Here is a 23,682-nt window from a genome sequence, read left to right on the forward strand (position 1 = left end):
ATGGGAGAAATACTTAAATCCCTCAAAGCGGCGGTTTGGTTCATGTTCCTCACCTTTCCCATCATGGTGATCAAGGTGAACCCCATCGAGGACACCGTGGTCTGGCGGTGGATGAACATGCTCTATATTGGGGTGGGTATCTTTTTCCTGTCCTTTTTATGGCGGTTCATGCTGGCCCGGCGCGATCGAGGGAAAAAGGCCGAGGAGTCCGGCAAAGCCCGTATGCCCATAGGGCAGCGGATAGCCGAAGAGCCCAAAATAAAATACCCCGCCATAGTCCTGGTTGGAATTTTCGCCCTTTCCATTCCGTTCTGGGCCGATATGTACAACACCAACATCATGACCAATGTGCTCATTTACGTGATGCTGGGACTGGGCCTGAACATCGTGGTGGGGCTGGCCGGTCTTCTGGACCTGGGCTACGTGGCATTTTATGCGGTGGGCGCATACGCATACGCCTTGCTCAATCATCATTTCGGGGCCAATTTTTGGGTGATCCTGCCCATGGCCGGTTTTTTGGGCGCAGCATTTGGAGTGACATTGGGCTTTCCCGTGCTCAGGCTCCGGGGCGATTATCTGGCTATCGTAACCCTGGGATTTGGAGAAATCATCCGTCTGGTATTGGAAAACTGGAACGAGTTTTCCATGGGGCCCAGCGGCATCGCCAACATTGATCGTCCGCCCTTTTTCGGCATCAAGATGGATTTATTCCAAAAAACGGACTTCATGTATTATGTGGTCCTTGCTCTGGCAATATTGACGATTATAGCCGTGACCCGGTTGAAAAACTCCCGGATCGGCAGGGCGTGGATCGCCCTGCGGGAGGATGAAATCGCCTGTCAGGCCATGGGGGTGGACCGGACCAAGACCAAGCTCATGGCTTTTGCGCTTGGCGCCACCTGGGCCAGCATGGCGGGCGTGGTGTTCGCCGCCAAAAGCACCTTTATCAACCCGCCCAGCTTTTCGTTCTGGGAGTCAGTGCTTATCCTGGTCATTGTCGTCCTGGGCGGCATGGGCTCGGTGGTGGGCGTAATTTTGGGCGCCAGCATCATCATTTTGCTGCCCGAATACTTCAGGCAGTTCTCCGAATACCGTATGATTCTATTCGGGGGCGCCATGGTGCTCATGATGGTGTTCAGGCCCACGGGCATTATCACGGCCATGCGGCAAAAATATACGATTCACAAATAGCGGATGGGGTAGTCTTTAACCATGAAACCCATATTGGACGTCAAGAATCTTACCATGGACTTCGGAGGCCTTCGGGCGCTGGACTCCCTGGACATTGATGTGCGCCCAGGCGAAATCGCGGCGCTCATCGGGCCTAACGGCGCTGGAAAAACCACTTTTTTCAACTGCGTTACGGGCATGTACAATCCCACGAAGGGAGATGTATTGGTCAACTCACCTTCGGGCTACTCCACCAGGCTCAATGGGCTTAAGCCCAACAAGGTTACGGAGCGGGGGCTGGCGAGAACTTTCCAGAACATCCGCCTGTTCCAGAACATGACCGTGCTTGAAAACGTCATGATCGGCCGGCATTGCCACTCCGGCGCAGGGCATGAAATCATCATGAACCCGGATAACAGCCCGGTTAAAAGAATGGCGGCCAGCGCCTTCTTCGGAGGCATGGAAATCGCCGCCACCCTGCTTAAGGGAAAGCGCTTCAAGGAGCGGGAGCAGGAGACCGTACAATACAGCTACAACGTGCTGGAAAAGGTCGGCCTGGAAAAATTCGCCAACAATTTCGCCAAGAACCTTCCCTACGGCCTGCAGCGCCGCCTGGAAATCGCCAGGGCCATGGCCACCGAGCCTTTTTTGCTTCTCCTGGACGAGCCGGCGGCCGGCATGAATCCCCAGGAGACAAAGGAACTGGATGATTTGATCCAGCGCATCCGGGATAAGGAAGGAATCTCCATTTTGCTGATTGAACACGACATGCGGCTGGTCATGAGCATTTCGCAGCGCATTTTCGTCATGGACTACGGAAAAAAAATCGCCCAGGGCACGCCCGGGGAAATCCGCACTAACGACGCCGTCATCAAGGCTTATCTGGGAGAGGATATTGATGCTTGAGCTTGTAAACGTCAACACGTACTATGGCAATATCCACGCCTTGAAGGACGTCTCCATCAAGGTGGAGCAAGGAGAGATCATCACCCTGATCGGCGCCAACGGAGCGGGAAAAACCACCACGCTCATGTCCATTTCGGGCATTGTACCGCCCCGTTCGGGCGAGGTTTTGTTCGAGGGAAAGCCTATTCAGGGCATGCCGCCCCATGAAATCGTGTCCATGGGCTTGTGCCAGGTGCCGGAGGGAAGGCGCATCTTTCCTCTCCTGACTGTTTCGGAAAACCTGGATATGGGCGCCTTTCTCCGCAAAGACTCGGCCCAGGTCAAACAGGACCTGGACTATGTATACGAACTGTTCCCCCGCCTGAGCGAACGGCGCACCCAGCAGGGCGGCACCCTGTCCGGCGGAGAGCAGCAAATGCTGGCCATATCCCGCGCGCTCATGGCCAGGCCAAGGCTCTTGCTCTTGGACGAGCCGTCTCTTGGCCTGGCGCCCATCATCGTTAAGCAGATTTTCCAGATCATCCGTAAAATCAATGAAGAAAGCCAGACCACCATTTTTTTGGTGGAGCAAAACGCCAATTTGGCGCTCCAGGTCGCTGCCCGGGGATACGTGATGGAGACCGGCCGCGTGACCATGACGGACACTTCGGACAACCTGCTGGCCAATGAGGAAGTTAAAAACGCCTACCTTGGCATAGGGGACGAGACATAGCTATGGAATCGAATAATAGCTTTGTAAAATCCCTTGACGAGAGGAAAACGAGCGCGGCGCCATACGCGCTTCTTTTCCTGGGATTGGCCATGGGCTACGCCATTTTTAACAGGCCCGCATCCCGAAAATAAATTACTGAAATTTAAAGATATACAGAGCCCGGCAAGGATAATCGCCGGGCTCTTTCTTTTCCCGCCCCAAGCTGGTACAATCCTTGCTCAATTACCAAAACGGACAAGCGGCATACGGAGGTCTTGACACCCCGCGTCAAAGGACTATCATAACCTTTTATGGAACCTAATAAGGAGTCATCCGACCATGTTGGAAAACCTGAGATTAAATAAAAAAAAGGATAAAGGCCCGTGGTTGGAGAAATTGGCCGCCCCGGAAAAAGTGCTGGCCAAAATCAAGCCGGGAAGCTGCATTTTTTTAAGCACCGGCGTGGCCGAGCCCCGCACTCTGGTCAAAAGTCTGATGAACTCCCAGGCCCACAATCTCCAGGACCTGGAGGTCATTCAGATGATCAGCCTGGGCGACGCCATTTGCGGCCAGGATCTGAATAACCAAAAATTCCGGCTTAAGACCTTTTTTTCAGGCTGGGTGGCCAGCGAGCCCATTTCGTCGGGACTGGTGGATTTGATCCCGGCCAACTTCTCCCGCATTCCCCGGCTTATTGAAACCGGCCGAATCCGGATTGATGTGGCCTTTGTGAAAATCACCCCCTTTGACGACAGCGGATACGCCAGCCTGGGCGTCTCCGTGGACATCGCCCGCCAGGCCATGGAGCAGGCGGACATTGTGGTGGGGGAAATATCAGACACAATGCCCCGGACCTACGGCGACACCTTTGTGCACGTGAACGATTTTGACTATCTGGTGGAGAATCAGGAGCCGCCCATCCTGTTTCCCAGGGCGCCCGTGCCCGAAGTTTTCGACCGATTGGCCCGGAACGTGGCCTCGTTGATCAGCGACGGAAGCTGTCTGAGCTTTTCCATGGAGCCTTTGTTCGAGGCCCTTTGGCCCCATCTGGCCAAGAAAAAGGATTTGGGGCTTCACTCGGGATTTTTTTCCGACCCGCTGATGGACCTCGTGAAAAGCGGCGCTGTAACCAACCGCAACAAGGGCTCGTTCAGAGGCAAGTGTCTGGTGTCCTATGCCTTGGGATCCCAGGAGCTTATGGACTGGCTGGATAAAAACCCCCTGGTGGAGTTCCAGGCCCTGGATGTTTTGGCCAGCCCGGCCCTTATCAGCCAAAACCCCCAAACAGTGGCTATCCTGCCCGCCCGCAGGGTGGATCTGAGCGGCCAGTTCGCCTTTCATTACGGCCGGGGCAACGTGGGCATGGGCCCCGGCGAGGCGGGGGAATACGTTATTGGAACCCGCATGAGCAGAAAAGGCCGGGTTATTGTGGCCCTGCCCAGCCGGAACAAAAAAGGCAAGCCCAACATCGTCCTTTCCGTGGAAGGATATCCCAACTCCATCACCAACGCGGAAATCGTGGACATTGTGGTGACCGAATACGGCGTGGCCAATATGATGGGACGCAGCCTTCGGGAACGGGCCCAGGTGCTGATCGACATCGCCCACCCCGACGACCGGCAAGAACTCATGGAAGAGGCCAAGGAGAAAAACCTCCTGTACAAAGACCAGATCTGCGTGGGCGCCATGGGCCAATTATACCCGCATCAGATTTCCGAATCCCATACTTTCCGAGACGGAACAACGGTGCGGTTCCGGCCTATCCGGCCCTCCGACGAAGAGGAAATGCGCCGCCTGTTTTACCGGTTTTCCAGCGAGGCGGTGTATTACCGCTATTTCTCGCCGGTCAAAACCATGCCTCACTCCAAAATGCAGGAGTACGTCAATGTGGATTACTCCCAGGCCATGTCCATCGTCGGCCTGGTGGGAGAGCCCGGACAGGGAAGGGTTATTGCAGAGGCGCGGTACGTCAAGCTGACCGACAGCAATTGGGCCGATTCCGCCTTTATTGTGGACGAAAACTACGGAGGACGGGGCATTGCATCCTTTATGCTGGACATGCTCATACGCATCGCCAAGGAAAGAGGCATTGAGGGCTTCACCTCGGACGTGCTTTCCACCAACAAGGCCATGATGAAGGTCTACGAAAAGAGCAAACTGCCGGTCAAGGCCTCCCTGGCGGACGGCGCCTACCACCTGACCATGGATTTCACGGCGCCGGATTCGGCGCAGGCGCGGCTGGTTAAAGGAATCTTGTAGCAAAAGACTTTTAAAGCGGAACAAGCGCCCGGAGGACCTTGCCCGGGCGCTTTTCCTGTGGTAGAAAAAATCGAGCATTTGTTCTTTTCCCCCCGAAAAACGGCTATCGTCCCCCTGTCCCCATTCTTGTTCTTTTAAGTGAATTTTTTGGAGGATTCATGAGTCTGGAAGCATTTTTCACCCCGCGCGGCGTCGCCGTTATCGGGGCGACCAACAAGCCCAAAGGCGGCCTGGCCATTGTTGTGAACCTGATCAAAGGCTTTAATGGCGGCATATACCCTGTCAATCCCGGTTACGATTCCATTTTGGACTTGAAGTGCTATCCATCGGTAAAGGACGTTCCCGACCCTGTGGATCTGGCGATTCTTTTCGTACCCGGCAAGGCGGTGCCGAAAATGGTGGAGGAATGCGGGGAGCGGGGAATTCACGCGGTGATGATTCAATCGGCGGGCTTCTCGGAAACCGGGCCGGATGGCAAGGCGCTCCAGGACGAGGTGGACGCCGTCGCCCAGCGCCATGGAATTCGCGTCTGGGGCCCCAATTGCTTAGGCATGGTGGATTCGGTCAACCATAACGTGTTTTCATTCGCCGCGCCCTCCATGTGGGACGTGGGCCACATTCCCGGCAACGTGTCTTTGATCGTCCAAAGCGGCATGCTGGCGGGCGGTTTTTTGATCGACAACATGAGCCACGGAACCATGGGCATGTCCAAGGTCTGCTCCATCGGGAACAAATCCGACGTGGACGAGTGCGACCTGCTGGAATACCTGATTTCCGATCCCGACACCCAGGCCATCGGCATGTATTTGGAGGCCATCCCCCGAGGGAGGCGGTTTGCGGAGTTGTGCAGACAATCCCCCAAGCCCATTGTGGTCCTGAAGGGCGGAACGAGCACGGCGGGCGCCAAGGCTGCGGCCAGCCACACGGCCTCCATGTCTGGGGACGGGGCGATTGTCAGCGGCGTTCTCGCCCAGTGCGGGGTGGTGGAGGCCCGGGATTTCAAGCAGATGCTGGACATATGCCGGGCGTTTGGAATTACGCCGGAAATGCCGCCTGAAATGCGGGGAAGGACGGCCATCCTCACTTACAGCGGCGGCGCCGGCATCATGGCGGCGGATTTTGTGGAGAATTTCGGGCTGGAAGTGGCCGAGCTTTCCCAGGAGTCCAAAGACGCCATGGCCCAGGTCTATCCCGACTGGATGCCCGTGGCCAACCCTGTGGACCTGTGGCCCTCCGTGGAAAAAAACGGAGCGGCGAAAACCTTTACCACGGCCATGAACGCGGTTTGCAAGGACCCCGGAGTGGACATGATTTTCCTGCACCTTCACGCCTCTGGCGGCCTCTTGGTCATGGACATCGGGGAGCTTATCGACATGGCCAAGGAGGCGGGAAAGCCCATTTTTTGCTGGCTCATAGGCCAGATGGAGCCCGCCAGGGACATGCATATTCTGGCTCAAAAGCTGGGAGCGCCCACCTACCGGGAGCTCTCCCGCGCCGTGGAAAGCATGAGTACGGTGCTTGGGTGGTATAAAAGCCGGGCCGCAGCGCCTTGCGGCGTGGATTTTAGACCTGAACCGGTCAAGGCGCGATGCCGGGCTATGCTGGACGGCAGAAGGGGCGCCCTGGACGAACATGCGTCCAAGCAAATCCTGGCCGCAGCGGGCATCCCGGTTGTGCAGGAAATCCTGGCCGCCGGACAGGACCAGGCCGTTACCGCGGCCGAAAAATTAGGCTATCCGGTTGTCATGAAAGGCCTGGCGCCGGGCATGATTCATAAAACCGAACAAGGCCTTGTGCGCCTGAACATTCGGGCCAAGCAGGAAGCCGCCCGGACCTTTGAGGACCTCATGTCCGCCATGGACGGCCAAGGCAAGGTGTTGGTGCAGCAGCAGGCTGTAATCGATATGGAAATCATCGCCGGCCTGGTGAAGGACCCTCAGTTCGGCCCTTGCGTCATGTGCGGCCTTGGGGGCGTGTACGCCGAAGTGTTGAACGACGCCGTCTTTGCCATGGCGCCCCTGGATATGGACGCCGCCCTGGCTTTGATAGGACGGTTGAAAAACCAACGCATGCTGGACGGCTTTCGGGGAGCGGCGCCGGTGGACAGAATGGCCCTTGCCGAAATCCTGGTTCGTTTGGGCGCCTTGGGCATGGAATTGGATAACATCCGGGAGTTGGATATAAATCCTCTTGTAATTTCGGAAGGAAAGCCCTTGGCCGTGGATGCATCGATAATATTATAGGCTTGTTTTTGCGAGAAAACCGCCTTTTTACAAAAAGTGGGCGCGAATGAACTCAAGGGCTTGACTCGCCTTTTTGTTTGGTATAACGAAAGTGCCGATAGCTTGTGAACTCTTTGGGCCGGGCGCCCTAAAACGCTTTGCCCTATCGAATAGCGGGCTGTCGAGAGCCCGTACTTTTAATTTTAGGATAACTTACATTAAGGAGGCTGTTTCATGGCATTCAATCCCGTTGTTGACGCTGACAAATGCGTTGGTTGCGAAGAGTGTGTGGACGTATGTCCGGTTGACGTTTACGAAATGGAAGATGGCAAATCCAATCCTGTCAACGCCGAAGAATGTCTCGGCTGCGATAGCTGCGTGGAAGTTTGCGAAGCTGGCGCCATCACCATCGAAGAGACCTAAAATTCTCTTTAAAATTAAAAAGGAGTGCACATCTTCCTACCGGAACGTGCGCTCCTTTTTTTTTGCGTGAGCAATCATGCATATTGATAACTCCCAATCATTACCCCATATGGCGGTCATTCGCCAGAGCCTGGCGGCCCACCCTCTGGAATGCATAGGGCCGGAAGTTCGTCATCAGCTAGATAAGACATTGAATTTAAAGGCTTTAATCCCCGGAGAAACCGTTGCTTTGGCCGTGGGAAGCCGAAAGATTCATGCCATTGGAGAGGTTGCCGCCGCTTGCGCCGCCTGGCTGCAGGATAAGGGGCTGAAGCCTTTTCTGGTTCCGGCCATGGGCAGCCATGGGGGCGCAACGCCCCAGGGGCAGGAGCAGGTCCTGGAAAGCCTTGGGATCGTGCAGGCCTGCCAAGGCGTTCCGGTTCTGGCGTCCATGGAAACCAAGGCCGTTGGCGCCTTAAGCTGCGGGGCGCCCGTGCATTTTTCCTCCGAGGCCCTGCACGCCGACCATTTGATCGTCATCAATCGGGTTAAGTCCCATACTAAATTCAAGGCGCCCATCCAGAGCGGTCTGTGCAAAATGCTTTGCGTGGGCCTTGGCAAGCATTCCGGGGCAGCGGCCATCCATCGGGCCGGGGTGAGGTTCGGCTTTTCCATCATTGAGGAGGCGGCCGGCCTGATCCTTCAAAAGGCGCCGCTGCTGGCCGGTCTGGCTCTGGTGGAGGACGGGCTGGGGCGATTATCCCAAATCAGGGCCTTGACCGCCGAAAATTTTATTGATGAGGAAAAGAAGCTGCTTTTAAAGGCCCAGGCCATGGCGCCCGGCATTCCTTTTGACGAGCTGGACCTGTTGATTGTAGACTGGATCGGTAAGGACATTTCGGGGATCGGCATGGATTCCAACGTCACGGGCCGGCACCGGGATCTTTCCGGAGACTTTTTCCTTCCCCCGAATCCCAAAAGGATTTTTGTGAGGGACCTCTCTCCCGGATCGGGGGGAAACGCCAATGGAATCGGGCTGGCGGATTTCACCACAACCCGGCTGGTCCGGGCCATGGATTTGAAGAAAACCTTTGTAAACTCCATAACCGCCATTTCACCGGAAAAGGCGGCGATCCCGCTTCATTTTGAGTCTGACCGGGAGACCTTGCAGGCCTGCCTGGCGACTACGGGGCTGGAGGATTGGTCTCAAGCCCGGGTCGTCCGCATCAAAAGCACGGCGGATTTGGAGATCATACAGGCTTCCACGGCCCTTAAGCAGGAAGCAAGGGCGAATTCCCGTCTGGAGTTCGAATCCGGTTTTGGCCCTATGGCCTTTGACAGCCTTGGAAATTTGGGAGGATTCAATGAAAAATAAGGACGCCGTTTTTTTTATGGAAGTGGAGACCAGTCATGGCATTGCGGGATTCGTGTATCAAAATGCCCCTTTCGCCCTGCTTAAGACCTATCTGCCCAAGCCCCAAAAGGCCCAACTGCCCAAAGAAGTGCACGCCATGAAGGTTGAGTCCTCTCCGGCGCGGGAAGCCCGGGAACTCGCCCAAAAAATCCAGGATTACTTTACGGGGTCGCCCCTGGATCCGCATTTGAATTTATTGGATTTTGAGGGGCTTACTGAGCTGCAAATAAAGGTTTTGCACACGGTGGCGGCCATCCCCTACGGCCAGGTGTGCTCCTATGGAGAAGTCGCCAGACGGGCCGGATGCCCACGGGCCGCCCGTTTTGTGGGGTCCGTTATGGCCGGCAACCCCTTCCCCATGTTCGTTCCCTGCCATCGCGTGGTGCGGTCGGACGGCAAGTTGGGAGGCTTCGGAGGAGGCTTGCCCCTTAAAGAGACGATGCTTGCGGTGGAGTCCGGGAAACATCTTGCCGGGAAACAAGGGGTGTGATAAAAACATATATGTTTTTTTAGTTAGTTACAATTTTTAAGAGGTTTGGTTTGAAACAATACGTTATTGATCAGCTGCGGCCCAATGATTATGAAGCATTGAAAACATTTATGGATGAAAATCATGGGCCCGCCCAAATGGGCGGCATCTATTGGATTCCCGTCAATGAAGAGCTTCTGACGCCCATCCAAAAAGAGCACACGGACTGCCAGCCCTATTACTTCGCCCTGGAGCTGGATTACACCACCCTGAGCGCGGAGTTTCTGGTTCGCACCCTGAGCCAGGTCAAATGCACCTGCATGGGTTACGCGGATAAGCGGCAAAGGGAATGGATGATGGATTTTGTGGACGCCACGCTGGAGCGTTTGGGAATCTCCATCTGACTTTAGGAATAATGAACCCCATAAGAAAGCGAACAACGTCATGACGCCCCAGGATACTCCTGAAAAGTCCATCCCTCTGAAAATCATCCCATTGGGCGGTCTGGGGGAAATCGGGCTGAACATGACGGTCTTTGAGTATGACGGCGTCATCCTTGTGGTGGACTCCGGGCTCATGTTTCCCGAGGATTACATGCTGGGGGTGGACATTGTCATCCCGGACTATGAATACCTGAGGGAAAACAAGGAACGGGTGGCCGGCATTGTCCTGACGCACTGCCATGAAGACCACATTGGCGCCCTGCCCTTTTTGCTCAAAGACATCCCCGCCCCGGTTTACGCCACGCCCTTCACCATAGCGCTGGTCAGCCACAAGCTGGAGGAAAAAGACCTTCTTTCCCGGGTTGATTTGCACGAAATCAAGCCGCGGGAGAGCTTTTCCATCGGGCCGTTCCATATTGAATTCGTCAGAGCCTCCCACAGCGTGGTGGACGGCGTCAGCCTGGCCATCAGAACGCCTGCGGGATTGATCATTCACACCGGGGATTTTAAAATCACCCACGGCCAATTGGACGATGAAGCCACGGACGTGAGCCGTCTGGCCCAATTGGGCGAGGAAGGGGTTTTGGCCCTTTTATCCGACTCCACCAATGCGGAAAAGGAAGGATACACCCTTTCGGAAAGCGAAATCGGCGCCACCCTGGAAAAGGCGGTGCGGGACAGCTCCGGCCGGGTTATCGTGGCCCTGTTCGCCTCCAACGTGCCCCGGCTGGCGCAGATCGTGAACATCGCCGCAAAAACCGGCAAGAAGATCGTCTTTAACGGCCGCAGCATAGAGGTGAGCATGCGCATCGCCCAGGAGCTGGGGTACATCAACGTCCCGCCGGGCATGCAAATCGACGTTTCCGAAGTCAAGAATTACGAAGATAACGAGGTTTTGCTCGTCACCACCGGCAGCCAGGGGGAACCCATGAGCGCCCTGGCCAGGGTCGCGGCCGGCGCCCACAAGCAGATCAAAATCAGGGACGGAGACACGGTCATCCTGTCCTCCAAGTTCATCCCGGGCAACGAAAAGGCCATTACCGGCATCATCAACAATCTGTACCGCCGGGGCGCGGAGGTCATTTACGAAAAGATTTCGGCCATCCATGTTTCGGGCCACGCCTTCCGGGAAGAACTCAAGCTCATGATGCACCTGACCCGGCCCAGATACTTCATGCCCGTCCATGGGGAATACAGGCACCTGTTGCATCACGCCCGGCTGGCGGAAAAAGTGGGCATCCCAAAAAATCGGATTTTGCTGGCCCAGAACGGCAACGTGGTCAACTTCATGGACGAGGTGGGCTGGATCGGCGAATCCGTGGACACGGGACGCACCTTTGTGGACGGCAAAGGCATCGGCGACGTGGGCCGCAAGGTTCTGAAAGACCGCCGGGCCTTGTCCGAGCACGGCATGGTGGTGGCCACCATGGTTTTGGATTTTGATACCGGGGTGGTCATCTACGGGCCGGAGCTTCTTTCCCGCGGGTTTGTGTTTGAGGACGAAAAAGGCCATTTGCTCCAGGACGCCCAATGCGTCATCATGGACGCTGTGGAGCAACTGGACCTGTCCGGGCCGGATCGAATCCCCCTCATAGAAGCCGCCACCCAGCAGGCCTTGCGCCGTTTTTTCAATTATGTCATTCGCCGCAGGCCCGTCATCGTGCCCCTGGTGCTGGAAGTGTAAACACATAAGGCGCGGCAATTGCGAGTAAAAGGATATCTATACATAGCGGCCGCGGCTATGCTCTGGGGCATGTTGGGGCCGTTTTCCCGTCTGGCCTTGTCGGAAGGCCTGCAGCCCATGGAGATCGCTTTCTGGCGGGCGACCCTGGCATGGGGCTTTTTCGCCGCACACGCCGCTGCGACGCGCACCTTACGTATGTCCGTGCGGGATTTTCCCATGACCGCTTTATTCGCCCTTGTCGGCGTAACGGCTTTTTACGGCTCCTACCAAATAGCTATTCGCGCAGGGGGCGCCGCCATGGCCGCGGTGCTGCTTTATACGGCGCCTGCGTGGGTTTGTGTGATCGCCCGATTCACCTTCAAGGAACGGTTCACCCGCCCTAAAATCCTTGCCTTGGCATTCACGCTTATTGGAGTCGCCTGCGTTGCGGGCGGCGGGGGGAGCATCCAGGTTACTTGGTCCGGGGTGTTGTTCGGACTTACCGCAGGGTTTTGCTATTCGCTTTATTACATCATAGGAAAATACTTTTCAGACAAGTATACCGCCCCCAACCTTTTTTTGTACATGCTGCCCATGGGCGCCATAACCCTCTTGCCCTGGGTGGAGTTTTCCCATAAAAGCCCCACTGCCTGGACGGCTTTGTTCTGCATAGCCGCCCTATGCACCTACGCCGCTTATTTCCTTTACTACATCGGTTTGAAGCATCTGGAAGCGTCCCGGGCCGCCATCACCGCCACCATTGAACCGGTGGTGGCTGCGGTGGTCGCCTTTTTCTGGTGGGGCGAGTCTTTCGGCCTCACTGCCTATGCGGGCAGCGCCTTGATTTTGAGTTCGGTTTTATTGATTATACGCGACAGGGATGCAGGGGATTGAGGGAAGTTTTTCCATTCTTACAAGAATAGAGACGGATATAAACTATTGGAGAATGTTGCGCGTAGCGCCATCCTAAAGTTTTTGCCCCTCTTTTTTCAAAAAGAGGGCCGCCGGAGGCTATTTTTGCAGCAGTTTAATTCTCCAGAATCTTGGCTATGAGGGCGTCCCGCTCTTTGGGGGACAGGTAGGGCTTCATCCTCACCTCGCGGATTTTTTCCTCGCGTTCGGTTTTTCTGGCAAAAGCCTGTTGGGCCTTTAAAAGCAGTTGGTCAATGCCGCAGGGCTTTTCCAGATAGTCAAAAGCTCCGTGCTTTACGGCGTCCACGGCGGAATCGATTTCCGCATGACCTGTAAGAATAATGACCTCCACAAGGGGATGGGCCTTCTTGATTTCCTTCATGGCCTGGACGCCGTCAAGGTCCGGCATTCGCCTGTCCAGGAGAACGATGTCTATGGTCCGGTTATTTTCCAGTTGCGATAGAGCCTCCGCCCCGGAAAACGAGCAATCCACCGTAAAGCCCCGCGCCTCCAGGCGCTGGGCCAATGCCTCCACGAAGACTTTTTCGTCATCCACCAGAAGAAAATGTGCGCCGCCCATGAGCATCCTCACCCGCCTGAATTGATCGCTTCCAAGACAATATCGTTGAGTTCCGGGAAGTATTGTTTTTTTTGAGCGGCATCACGGATGCGCGCCATCCAGTGAATGAACGAACCCGCATTTTTCAATGTGTGGTCGGCGTTTTTGGGATTCCCCTTTTCCGCGGCTTCCCGGATTCCCTCAAGAGCCTGATCGTCGCCGGGAAAATAGGTGGGGATTACGCCTATATCCCTTGGCATTGCTTCGAAAATCCTGCGGGAATGTCTTTCCCGGTCGCAGTCCTCCAAAAATTTATCCAGGCTGAAAAAGTTAAGGCTGCCTAAGGCGCCCATGGCATGCCGCACGATGTGCACTCCGTATTTGCGCAGCGTGTTTCGGCTCAATTCGGAGTCCAAAAACGCCTGGGGCGTCACCTCGCTGAGGCTGGTGCTGCCTCCGGTCTGGGCGGAAGGAAAATGGGCGATCCAGGAGTTAATCCTCGCCATGGCCGCATTGATGAGCGTTTGCTGGGGGGAGCTGTACGCCAGGGCGCCGTCCGCCCCGACGACGCTGGGAATGCCGCAATGTACGCACTCTATACCCGGATTAACGGTCTGGGCGATGACCATCATGAAGATCACCTGGGCATGAACCTGGGTCAGGAAAGCCTCCGGACTGCCCGGGGCGGAGACGCCCGCAATGCTTTGATCGATGAGCAAAAGGTTGTTTCCTATGCGGGCGCTGCGCAGAAATGGCTCCACCATGTTATCCATGGGGCTCAGGGAGGTTATCAGGCTCGTGCCGTCGAGCCATCGATCCTTGCCTTTTAAAAACGCCGCTTCATCATCGCTCATCGTATTGGTGGTGATCATTTTGAGCCCCGGAAAATTTTTTTCCATCAATTGAGCGACCTCGAACAGGGAAATGCTCATGTCGCAGGCCACCGGCAGGCTGAAAATCCCCACAACATCTTGCTGCTCCCCCACCGCAGAAGCGATCTTTTTGTACTCCTCCCGATTGGCTTGGCGCAGTTCATCTTCGCCAGCCCGCTTTAAAAAGGGCGAAGTCGCGCCAATGCCGAAGGTGTTTTCCCCCGGATCTCCGGCCATTTTTCGGGGCGTCCGTTCCAGGCAATGATCGATGTACTCTTGTTTCAAGGGGATGAACAGCGCCGTTTCATTGTCGAAATCCACGGCGTCGGCTTCCAGCAGAAGATCCATTAGGGACTGATTTCCGACTATGTTAACGCCGATTTCCGTCAGCACCCGCTTTGCGTTTTCATCGATTCGCCGGTAAATTGCCTTCTCAGCAATCAGGTCGTCGATGTCCTCCATACGGCGCCGCGTTTTCTCCAGAACCGCTTCATCGTCGGCGTAACGCAGGATGTCCTCGTAAAGGGCCTTGGCCCTTTTGAATTGAGCCTCCTTTTCCAGCGCTATGCCCTTTTTAAAGGCTTCAAAAGCCTGCCTGCTCATTGAAATGGCTCCTATTCTTTTGGAATATCGGCTCTCTGCGATAGTTGCGCGAAGCGCCGCCGTTAAGTTTTCCCCCCTATTTTTCAAAAAGAAGGCCGCCGGAGGCTGCTTTTTCAGCAGTTCCATTTTTCATGGCAACTTGGCGTTTTTAGCCGATGACGGATTCCCTGCCCACCCACATGGCGTGGAGGGGGATGAGGATGTCCGCCTCGTTTTTGATTTTTTGCGCGCTGTCATAAGCCTGGCGCACGTCAATATGCACTCCGGGCGCCACCGCCGGTCCGGCCTCGGGAAAGTTTTTCTCGTTGGCGCAAAATCCGGTGATTACGGCTTTCCCCTGTTTGGTGTTCACGCAAACGCTCTGGCCGCCCACGCTGTGGCCGGGGGAGAAAATCACGGAAATCCCGTTAAACAACTCCCGGTCGCCGCTGATGATTTCCACGTCCACGCCGTCCAGCACGTCCGGATAATACCGGTGGTCAATGGGGTGCGGATCCTGGAAAAAGTCAAACTCCGCCTGCTGGACGTAGACCTTGGCGTTTTCGCATTTGTAGTCGTTTTCGCAATGATCGTTGTGCAGGTGAGTGTGAATGATGACGTCGATGTCTTTCGGCTCCAGGCTCTGGGTCGCCAGGGCGTCCTCGAACTCCAGGATGTCCATGCCCAGCTTTTCGCCCAGGTCGTCGGCGACCACGAACTGCTCCAGGCCTGTGTCCACAAGGATGTTTTTGTCTCCGCCCTTGATGACAAAGACGTAGATGGGCAGGTAAATGCGTTTTCCGTAATCCCGCAGATAGGTCATGACGCCCTGGTCGGTTTCGTTTACGCCCACAACCAACGGATGAATGGTGTATTCTTTCATGACGATTCCCTTTTATTTGATTAATATTGTTTGGTTAATGGTTGATGCAATCAATTGAGCATTTTCAGCCTTAATTCCGAGGTCAAGGCGCATAGCGATCCGGCAAAAAACCTTCAAACCACGGAAAGCACGGAAGCCACGGAAATAGTCTGTTCCGCGCCTTCCGTGTCTTCAGTGGTTAAAAAAAGGGCCTAAAAGTTTATGTTTTAAGAAACATCCCTAACTTTTTTAGTACGTCTCCGCAAACTTCCGGGGAAGTCCTTCTGTGCCATGGACTGCTATTTCTGTATGATAAATGGGATGGGTGGAAATTTTCAAGGAGAAAAAACGGCCGGGGCGGTGAGGCCTTGCGCTTTGCCCTGGCCGGAGAGTTTTATAGTTTATCCAGCATGCCTTTGACGACGGCATTAACACAAGGTTTGATAATAGTTAGTCGATTATGCAAAGACGTCCCCAAGAACGAGGAGAAAAAACGGCCGGGGCGGTAAGGCTTGGCGTTTTCGCCCCGGCCGGAGGGTTTTTATAAATTGTCCAGCATGCCTTTGACGACGGCATTAACACAAGGTTTGATAATAGTTAGTCGATTATGCAAAGACGTCCCCAAGAACGCACATAAAATTATAGCTCAAATTCATCCATGATTTCAAGATCATATAAAGTTAGTTACTTAGTAAGGGACGTCCCCTTCTTTACGTCCCCTTCTTTATGTTCCGCGCCTTCCGTGTCTTCCGTGGTTAAAAAAGGACCTAAAAGTTTATGTTTTAGGAAACATCCCTAACTTTTTTAGTCCGTCTCCGCAAACTTCCGGGGAAGTTTTTTTGCCATGGGCTGCTGTTTTTGTATGATAATGGGGATGGGCGGAAATATTCAAGGGGAAAAAACGGCCGGGGCGGTGAGGCTTGGCGCTATGGCCCCGGCCGGGGGGTATTTATAGTTTGTCCAGCATGCCTTTGACGAGGTTCTCAAGCACAATGAAACTTAGTCAACCTGGAATTATAGCTCAAAATTCAGCCATGATTTCAAAATAATAAAAAGTTAGTGAGTTATGCAGGGACGTCCCCAAGAATATGTGCAGGGACGTCCCCAAGAATACCCACGTCCCCAAGAATACCCATAACAGCTTAGTCCACCCTGTAATCTCCTAATAGTAATTCTTTCATGTCTCCATTCGACTTAAAACTCATAATAAGAAGATATGGAGCGAGAAACATGATGCCCCCGAAAAAGCCCATAATGCCCAATATGATACCCACCATAGAGAAACTGTGTCGCCATGCGAGCCATAACCCGGAAAGCGTCAGGAAACACATAAAGTCAAAATTGAACTGTCCAGCCCAGGTCATGGCCGCCATGTCTCCAAAGAAGACAGGGAAAAGATTCCATCCATGGTTTTGAATCACAAGTCCCGTAAAGAGCAGGATTGCGATTGTAAAAATGCCCAATAAAATACGAAACACCGTCATTGTCTTTCTCCTTTCAAAATAAGGTTGCCCTGAGTTCTTGTGAATGGTAACCCTTAAAGGTAATGATGTCCATTACCTGGGAGGTAAAATTTATGCTGAATTTTGTGGGCGCCCATAAAAAGACGGAATCCGTGGGGGACATGCTTCGGCTATGGAGAAAGCACAATAAGGTCAGCCAAATGGATTTGGCTTTGGAGGCCGGTATTTCTTCAAAGCATTTGAGTTTCGTGGAAACGGGCCGATCGAAACCAAGCCGGGAATTGATTCTTAAAATTGCCGGCTGCCTCAAATTGCCCTTACGACAAAGAAACGCGCTCTTAATGGCCGCCGGTTTTGCTTCCCAGTTTAGAGAAGAGCCCTTTGAAGGGGAAAAGATGTCCATGGTTAGGAGCGCTCTGGAGAGGATCTTGCAAAAGCACGAACCTTACCCAGCCATCGTGATCAATGCAGCCTACAAGATTTTGATGAAAAACTCAGGCTATAAGCAGGTCGTGAAAACCCTGGTAGGAGAAAACGTCTTCAAAAAGTATGACAATGTTTACCGGATGGTTTTTGCAGAGGACGGCTTGAGAAACTACATCATACACTGGCCTATGGTTGAACAGTTCATGATGAATCGCCTGCTGGGAGAGGCGGTTTCGACCCAAAACGAAGAATTGATTGATCTCTACAAAGACATGTCCAAACTTAATATACATGATTCTATAGTGGATGCAGATATTGACGCCGATATGCCAATCATGATTCTGACATTTGAGAAGAACTCTGTTAGGGCGAGTTTTTTCACTACCATAACAACCCTTGGCACACCGCTCGATCTAACCACTCAGGAATTGCGAGTGGAGCTGCTCTTTCCTGCAGATGAGGCTACCAAACAATTATTTTGCGCTGCGATTTAGTTTTTCGGAGTTGCCATTTTTTGTGTTTTTGAACAAGGGCTCCTGAATCCGAGGGGCAAGTTAGCGCAGGCATGTTTGATTGTCGTGGAATGGTCTTCCGGGAACACTTTAAGAAAGGTCCTTGACTTTATAGATAAGTCTCAGCAAGTTTTTGGGGACGTACTTTTACGACTTGGACCGCTGTTTTTGTATGATAATGGGGACGGGCGGAAATATTCAAGGGGAAAAAACGGCCGGGGCTTTGAGGCTTGACGCTTTGGCCCCGGCCGGGGGGTATTTATAGTTTGTCCAGCATGCCCTTGACGACGGCTTTGGCGTCATCGGCCTTTTCAAAGGGCGGCTTGCCGTCCAGGTCCGCCTCGATCAAGGCGTCGTCGTAGGGGATGAATCCCAGGAAGTCAAAGTCCGGCAAATTCTTTTGCAGGAACTCCTTGTCCTTGTCCCCACGGATTTTATTGCCCACCACCGCGATGCGGGATAGCTTGATTTCCGAGGCAAGCTGACGGATATGCCTGGCCGTCTCAATGCTGCGCCTTCCCGGCTCCACCACCACGATGAGCTTGTCCACAGCCATGGCCGTGGCCCGGCCCAGGTGCTCGATGCCGGCTTCCATGTCCAGGATGACCACTTCATCCCTGGCCAGGATCACGTGGTTGATCAGAGCTTTCAGCATGGTGCTTTCCGGGCAGATGCAGCCGCCGCCGCCTTTTTTCACGCCGCCCAGGCGCATGAGCTTGATGTTGTTCAGCTTGGCGGAGAGAGCCTCGGGCAGATCGTCGACGCGCGGGTTGAGCTTAAAAAAGCCGCCTACGGAGCCGGGCTTCGCCTCGGTTCTTTCGTAGATCAGCTCTTTCATGTCTGAGATGGGTACGACGTCTTCCGCGCCGGGAACGCCTACTGCGGAGGCCAGATTGGCGTCCGGGTCCGCATCAATGGCCAGAACCTTTTTCCCTTGTTCGTCAAGGGTTCTTATAAGGAGCGCGGAGAAGGTTGTTTTTCCCACGCCGCCTTTACCGCTAACAGCTATTTTCATGGCATGTCCTTTCTTGGCATCCAGTTGGAATTCAAAAGCATTGCTACGGATTAATATAGGACCCATTTTGCGGAATGGCAAACTGAAAAAAAGAAAATCAAGGAGCGGCGAGGCCCTTCAATCGCTTGAACATATTGCCGCTGCGGGTAATTGTGTGCTATGGATATACCCTGTCATGAAAGAAAATGCCGGTAAAAATTGGCAAACGCTCATAGTCGCGCTGGCGCTCTGCCTGGGTTTCCTTCAAAGCGCATCAGCAGGCTCTTTGGTTTATACATCCAAGGTGGAGCGCATGCCTGATTTGGGCCAACACAACGGCATGGGGCTTCTGCCCTATGATGGGCGGGGCTATTGCGCGGCTGCGGCGGTTTCCAACGGAATCATGTGGTTTTTCCTGAACGGCTATCCGGCCATAGCGGAGGACCACGGGCAGGAGGATATCACCCACGCCCGCCTGGCCGCTTTGCTGGGAAGCGGCCGTTATATGAAAGTCGATCCCCGAAAAGGCGCCAGTCCGACCTACGTCATGATCGGCCTGAAAAAATATTTGGAGGACCGCGGCTTCGGCTGGGCGACCATCCAATACCAGGGTTGGCGCAAGCACCCCAAGGCCTTTCATACGGGCGTTATCCAGCCGGACCTTGACTGGATCAAGAAAGGCCTGACAGGGCCCGGCGCGGTCTGGCTGAACGTCGGCTGGTACAATTTCGACAGGGCGACGTCCTCTTACATCCGGGTGGGAGGCCATTGGGTCACCCTGGCGGGGTACGGGGAGGACCGGGAAGGGACGCCGGACCCTGAGGTTCTCATTATTCTTGACCCGGCTTTACGGAGGACGGTTCGCGGGCCTGTCCCAATTTACGTGAAGGCGAAACAAATTGAAGCCTTGCCTTCAGGGATTAAACCGGCCATATCCCTAATCCGCAGCCTGGGTTATATTGACAAAATGACGGGCGCCAACGATGAAACCATCGAAGACGAGGACGCGTCTTCCATGACAGCGGTCGGTTTTTACAAGCTGATCGGGGAGTTGAAGACAGCCAATCGCGCGGACTTCGCCCTGATAGACGGGGCTGTGGTTCTCAGGCTTGACCAAGGAAGGCGCAGGCTTCGCAGATAGCCTTTACCGGCGCCGGCCTGCATTCATTTTATTGGAGTCATTTATGCGTATTTTTCGTTGCTCAGGAACGGCATTATTATCCATCCTGGGATTAGTATTTTTATTTGCAGGTTCAGCCCAGGCGCAAGACAATTACCGCACCTCGTTTTTCAACCAAAAATGGCTGGACACGGTGGTTTCCATCGAGTTGGACAAGCCGGGCAAGGACCCCGTGGCCGCCGGAACGGGTTTTTTGGTGATCACCGAAAACAAGCATATTTTGTTAATCACAGCCAAGCACGTTGTGTTGAATGAAGAGCGTGAAATCAGGTCGCACATGGCTTATCGTTTTAACATCCAGGGCGGGGACAGCACCCTGATCGGCGATGCGGTCATGGAGGAAAAAGGGTTGGGAAAGTGGTTTGTCTCCGGCCCGGACGACCTTGCATGCCGGTTTGTCGTGGTAAAGGATACTTTTGAGGCCACTGCCATTCCCCAGAGCCTGTTTTTAAATCAGGAGGACGTGCAGGCGGGGGCCTCCATCATGATTCTGGGATATCCTTTGGGGCTTCGGTCGTTTGGAAATTCCAAAGCCATCGCCAGGTCCGGCATTGTGGCAAGATCCGATGAAACGGGCATCATCGCAGACGCCTTTGTTTTTCCCGGCAACAGCGGAGGGCCGGTCCTGTACACGCCGCCAATCAAAGTGGGAGGCCCTCTGACCATGCCGCTTCTTAACGAAGAACGGCTTGTCGGGCTGGTGTACGGCCTGATCCCATATTTGGAGCCAGCCATCAGCGAAATGACCAAAAGGCGGCGCGTAATCTTTGAAGAGAACTCCGGACTGGCCAGGGTCGCCTCTGCGGACGCCATCCTGGAATTGATCACCAGAGAGGATGTGACTCAATTTGAAAATACGATTCCGGACAATCTCACCTTGGAAGGGAATTAACGGCAGGAGGAGTGCATGGCGGATGTTTTTTTAAGCACTAAGCAGGTTGCTGAGTTCCTGGATGTAAACGAAAAAATGGTTTACACGCTGATTTCGGAAAAGGGACTGCCGGCCACCAAAATCACGGGCAAATGGAAGTTTCCCCAGCGGCTCGTGGAAAAATGGCTGGAGAAGCACATCATCAACAACCCTTCTCCCAGAGCGGACGTCACGGCCTCCGGCCTGCTGGTCTTTGCTGGCAGCAACGATCTTTTACTGGAGCGAACTTTCGCCCTTTTCAACCGGTCGCACAAGGATTATCTGGCGGTATTCGCCAACGTGGGAAGCATGGGCGGCATCAATGCGCTGAACAAGGGTTTCTGCCATGTGGCGGCAAGCCATCTCATGCAGGAGGACGGGTCCGAGTACAATTTTCAATTCGTTCCTGAAAAATTTGGGGGCGATCCTCCGGCCGTCATCAATTTCGCCATGCGCGAGCAAGGGATTGTGGTCGCCAAAGGCAATCCTATGGGAATGGAAGGGATCAAGGACCTGGGCAAATCCGGAGTCAGGATAGTCAACCGGCCTCTTGGCACGGGCACCCGGCTGCTTTTTGACTCGGAGCTGAAAAACGCCGGAATCAAGCCGGAAAAACTAAAGGGCTACAATCACGAATGCAGGAGCCATTTGGAGGTCGCCCTGGAAATAGCGGCGGGCAATGCGGACGCAGGCCTTGCCATTCGGCCCGCTTCCAACCTGCTTGGACTGGACTTCATCCCATTGCGTTGGGAACGTTTTGACCTGCTTGTGGGGCGCGATAGGTTCTTTGATAAAGGGGTCCAATCATTCCTCGGCCTGCTCCAGGAGCCTGAGTTTAGAAAGATTGCTGAAAAATTAGGTGGATATAGTTTGGACATTTGCGGCAAAATCGTTTATCCTCAGCCTGTCCGTAGGTCCAAAGAGTAGTTTTGGACCTACTTCGCCGCTGCGAGGTGCAATGGCTTGAACCGATATGAAATCAATCAAAAAGTGAAGACCTCCCTGGTCCGCAACGCTGTGGATCTGACGCAAATCAGTTATTCCTGCTCCGGCTCCACCGTGCATTTGTGGGGGATTTTGAAAAAGGATCCCGAGGGGGACTTCACGCCGAATAACGTAGAGCTTCTTTTCCGGGAGATCTCCCGGCTTCCCCAGGTTCGCAGGCTTCAGGTGGATTTGGAGAACTGGGATATTCAAAAGTCCGACGGCGGTTGGGCGGCGACCCCCTTGAAAAAAACGAAACAGGAAGAGGATGCTCGAGCCAGGGCGAAAGGCTCAGGCGGCGGGGAAGACAAAACCCTGGTGGTGGACAAGCAGGAAGGCATCTCTGAGGTGCTCGATGATATTAAAAAACGAATAAAGGAAAAGTCATCTTAAGGTGTTGTTAAAAAGCTTCGGTTATAGATTGGCGCTGATGTTGACGGTAATAGCGCTCGCAGCGTCCCCCACGGCGGTGCATGGAAAAATCCAAAGCTGGTCCGAGGCGGGACTGGAGGAATTGGAAAAGGGGCTTTACGATCAGGCCGTCAACTCTTTTACCAGGGCGCTTGAAATCAATCCGGCAAACTGGCAGGCCTACAATAACCGCGGGCTTGTCTACGGCATAAAAGGGGAGTTGGACCTGGCCATCCAGGATTACGGCAAGGCCATTGAAATCAACCCGGACTTCGTAGACGGCTATACTAATCGGGGCGCGGCATGGTTCTATAAAGGCAACTGGGCCAAAGCGCTGGCGGATTGCAGCAAGGCCATGAGCCTGGATTCCAACGCCATCTGGGCTCAAAACCAACTGGCATGGATTCTGGCCACCTGCCCCAAGCAAGACTACCGCAACGGAAAAAAAGCCCTGGAACTCGCAAAGCGAGCCATCTCCGCAGAAGACAACCTGCTGTTTTACGACACCCTGGCAGCCGCCTACGCCGAACTTGGAGATTTCAGAAGAGCGGTCGCCAGCCAGGAAGAGGCCATAAAGCGCCTCACACTTCAGGATTCAATCTCTCAAGACACGTTAAATGCCTATAATGACCGGCTTAACCGCTATAGAGCCGGGCTTCCCTGGCGCATCGGGTCCATTCAGAAGGTGGAGGGGCCTTTGCAGCCAGTGGCCGTCTCCATGAATACAAGCCGCTCCCCAAGAGTAACCTCCGACCGGGCGGTAGACCCCATTCAGGCGTCGCCCCTGCCCGTTCCCGCAACAAACCAGGCAGCTCCGGCGCCCACGCAGATGGAGACCAAACCGCAGCAGGTTGCGGCCAAGCCCCAAACTCAACCGGCCAGGGTCCAATCCGTAAAAAAGACTTCGACGGCCTCCACGGCGCCCAGGGGGTATTCCATTCAGGCAGGCGCTTTTTTGTCTTTCGCCAACGCAGCCAAGCAAGAGGCCTTTCTTAAGTCCAAGGGGTACGACGCAAGGACCCACGTGATCAATTCCGCGTCCGGCCGGGTGTGGCATCTAGTGCTCATAGGCGATTATCCCACCCAAAATGCAGCCAAATCGGCGGCGGGAGACCTGACCGCCAGGGAAAACATTGCCACGGCGATCTTCCCCATGGATCTCAAGTAAGAATCTAAAGTTTCGCAGATGCTATAGACATCTGGTCAATTATTGTTTTTTCAATAATGTCAAGGATGTAATTCATGACTTCAGGCTCAATTCCGTAACAAAGAACCTGCCTTGATCCCAAAAGCAATTCCTTGACCTTTTCCCATAAAGACTGGGCGACAACCAATACATTCTGATCATCGGACAATTCCCTGAAAAGCGGCCCCAC

Annotated in this window: 22 protein-coding genes and 1 pseudogene; 17 read left to right on the plus strand and 6 right to left on the minus strand. The window is 54.2% G+C overall.

Annotated elements, in window-relative coordinates; all coding sequences use genetic code 11:
* The 11 genes from G491_RS0123745 to G491_RS0123800 all read left to right on the plus strand — a co-directional run bounded on the left by G491_RS0123745 (position 1) and on the right by G491_RS0123800 (position 12,533).
* A complete protein-coding gene (locus tag G491_RS0123745) occupies positions 1-1,191 on the plus strand; it encodes an ABC transporter permease subunit (RefSeq protein WP_028316322.1) in 1,191 nt (396 codons plus the stop codon).
* Positions 1,192-1,212: 21 nt separating this feature from the next.
* The gene (locus G491_RS0123750) at positions 1,213-2,076 is read left to right on the plus strand and encodes an ABC transporter ATP-binding protein (RefSeq protein ID WP_028316323.1); all 864 of its coding nucleotides are present in this window, start codon (positions 1,213-1,215) and stop codon (positions 2,074-2,076) included.
* The gene (locus G491_RS0123755; RefSeq protein WP_028316324.1) at positions 2,069-2,788 is read left to right on the plus strand and encodes an ABC transporter ATP-binding protein; all 720 of its coding nucleotides are present in this window, start codon (positions 2,069-2,071) and stop codon (positions 2,786-2,788) included. The genes G491_RS0123750 and G491_RS0123755 overlap by 8 nt, the downstream gene beginning before the upstream one ends.
* Before the next feature lie 318 nt (positions 2,789-3,106).
* The gene (locus G491_RS0123765) at positions 3,107-5,026 is read left to right on the plus strand and encodes a bifunctional acetyl-CoA hydrolase/transferase family protein/GNAT family N-acetyltransferase (protein ID WP_015949107.1); all 1,920 of its coding nucleotides are present in this window, start codon (positions 3,107-3,109) and stop codon (positions 5,024-5,026) included.
* A 158-nt stretch (positions 5,027-5,184) separates the two neighbouring features.
* Positions 5,185-7,269, plus strand: coding sequence for an acetate--CoA ligase family protein (locus tag G491_RS0123770; RefSeq protein ID WP_035219980.1), 2,085 nt, complete (start codon positions 5,185-5,187; stop codon positions 7,267-7,269).
* A 213-nt stretch (positions 7,270-7,482) separates the two neighbouring features.
* Positions 7,483-7,671, plus strand: coding sequence for a ferredoxin (locus tag G491_RS0123775; protein ID WP_015949105.1), 189 nt, complete (start codon positions 7,483-7,485; stop codon positions 7,669-7,671).
* A gap of 76 nt (positions 7,672-7,747) precedes the next feature.
* Positions 7,748-9,025 (plus strand): nickel pincer cofactor-dependent isomerase, group 22, encoded by a 1,278-nt coding sequence (locus G491_RS0123780; protein ID WP_028316326.1) that lies wholly within the window; start codon positions 7,748-7,750, stop codon positions 9,023-9,025.
* A complete protein-coding gene (locus G491_RS36580) occupies positions 9,015-9,554 on the plus strand; it encodes a methylated-DNA--[protein]-cysteine S-methyltransferase (RefSeq protein WP_051327494.1) in 540 nt (179 codons plus the stop codon). Before G491_RS0123780 ends, G491_RS36580 begins: the two co-directional genes overlap by 11 nt.
* A gap of 110 nt (positions 9,555-9,664) precedes the next feature.
* Complete coding sequence (locus tag G491_RS0123790; RefSeq protein ID WP_248635497.1) at positions 9,665-9,937, plus strand: hypothetical protein; 273 nt, start codon at positions 9,665-9,667, stop codon at positions 9,935-9,937.
* A 40-nt stretch (positions 9,938-9,977) separates the two neighbouring features.
* Positions 9,978-11,660: a ribonuclease J gene (locus G491_RS0123795; protein ID WP_051327495.1), complete on the plus strand. Its 1,683-nt coding sequence runs from the start codon at positions 9,978-9,980 to the stop codon at positions 11,658-11,660.
* An 18-nt stretch (positions 11,661-11,678) separates the two neighbouring features.
* Complete coding sequence (locus G491_RS0123800) at positions 11,679-12,533, plus strand: DMT family transporter (RefSeq protein WP_028316329.1); 855 nt, start codon at positions 11,679-11,681, stop codon at positions 12,531-12,533.
* A gap of 133 nt (positions 12,534-12,666) precedes the next feature.
* Here the strand turns inward: G491_RS0123800 and G491_RS0123805 are convergent, their stop codons facing one another.
* The 4 genes from G491_RS0123805 to G491_RS0123830 all read right to left on the minus strand — a co-directional run bounded on the left by G491_RS0123805 (position 12,667) and on the right by G491_RS0123830 (position 16,910).
* On the minus strand, positions 12,667-13,131 hold the full coding sequence (locus G491_RS0123805; protein WP_028316330.1) for a response regulator: 465 nt from the start codon (positions 13,129-13,131) through the stop codon (positions 12,667-12,669).
* A gap of 8 nt (positions 13,132-13,139) precedes the next feature.
* Complete coding sequence (locus tag G491_RS0123810) at positions 13,140-14,585, minus strand: trimethylamine--corrinoid methyltransferase (protein WP_028316331.1); 1,446 nt, start codon at positions 14,583-14,585, stop codon at positions 13,140-13,142.
* A gap of 148 nt (positions 14,586-14,733) precedes the next feature.
* Positions 14,734-15,447 carry an N-acyl homoserine lactonase family protein gene (locus tag G491_RS0123815; RefSeq protein WP_028316332.1) on the minus strand — a complete coding sequence of 238 codons (714 nt, stop codon included), beginning with the start codon at positions 15,445-15,447 and terminating at the stop codon, positions 14,734-14,736.
* A 1,121-nt stretch (positions 15,448-16,568) separates the two neighbouring features.
* The gene (locus G491_RS0123830) at positions 16,569-16,910 is read right to left on the minus strand and encodes a hypothetical protein (protein WP_028316333.1); all 342 of its coding nucleotides are present in this window, start codon (positions 16,908-16,910) and stop codon (positions 16,569-16,571) included.
* 92 nt (positions 16,911-17,002) lie between these two features.
* Between G491_RS0123830 and G491_RS0123835 the strand changes: the two genes are divergently transcribed.
* Positions 17,003-17,809: a helix-turn-helix domain-containing protein gene (locus tag G491_RS0123835; protein ID WP_248635499.1), complete on the plus strand. Its 807-nt coding sequence runs from the start codon at positions 17,003-17,005 to the stop codon at positions 17,807-17,809.
* A 277-nt stretch (positions 17,810-18,086) separates the two neighbouring features.
* On the opposite strand, the gene G491_RS0123845 is transcribed toward G491_RS0123835, so the two are convergent.
* On the minus strand, positions 18,087-18,842 hold the full coding sequence (locus G491_RS0123845; RefSeq protein WP_028316335.1) for an ATP-binding protein: 756 nt from the start codon (positions 18,840-18,842) through the stop codon (positions 18,087-18,089).
* A 292-nt stretch (positions 18,843-19,134) separates the two neighbouring features.
* Between G491_RS0123845 and G491_RS0123850 the strand changes: the two genes are divergently transcribed.
* Genes G491_RS0123850 through G491_RS34565 form a run of 5 tightly spaced genes read left to right on the plus strand, consistent with a single transcriptional unit; the run spans position 19,135 to position 23,474 of the window.
* On the plus strand, positions 19,135-19,962 hold the full coding sequence (locus tag G491_RS0123850; RefSeq protein ID WP_169829514.1) for a hypothetical protein: 828 nt from the start codon (positions 19,135-19,137) through the stop codon (positions 19,960-19,962).
* Between the two features lie 43 nt (positions 19,963-20,005).
* On the plus strand, positions 20,006-20,893 hold the full coding sequence (locus G491_RS0123855) for a trypsin-like serine peptidase (RefSeq protein WP_015949094.1): 888 nt from the start codon (positions 20,006-20,008) through the stop codon (positions 20,891-20,893).
* Positions 20,894-20,908: 15 nt separating this feature from the next.
* A complete protein-coding gene (locus G491_RS0123860) occupies positions 20,909-21,838 on the plus strand; it encodes a helix-turn-helix transcriptional regulator (RefSeq protein ID WP_028316337.1) in 930 nt (309 codons plus the stop codon).
* 36 nt (positions 21,839-21,874) lie between these two features.
* Positions 21,875-22,288 carry a hypothetical protein gene (locus G491_RS0123865; protein ID WP_028316338.1) on the plus strand — a complete coding sequence of 138 codons (414 nt, stop codon included), beginning with the start codon at positions 21,875-21,877 and terminating at the stop codon, positions 22,286-22,288.
* A 37-nt stretch (positions 22,289-22,325) separates the two neighbouring features.
* Positions 22,326-23,474: an SPOR domain-containing protein gene (locus tag G491_RS34565; RefSeq protein WP_157468532.1), complete on the plus strand. Its 1,149-nt coding sequence runs from the start codon at positions 22,326-22,328 to the stop codon at positions 23,472-23,474.
* A 4-nt stretch (positions 23,475-23,478) separates the two neighbouring features.
* On the opposite strand, the pseudogene G491_RS36150 reads toward G491_RS34565, so the two are convergent.
* Positions 23,479-23,682, minus strand: a pseudogene (locus tag G491_RS36150) (IS4 family transposase); the annotation flags it as partial.

Source organism: Desulfatibacillum aliphaticivorans DSM 15576 (assembly GCF_000429905.1).
GTDB lineage: Bacteria > Desulfobacterota > Desulfobacteria > Desulfobacterales > Desulfatibacillaceae > Desulfatibacillum > Desulfatibacillum aliphaticivorans.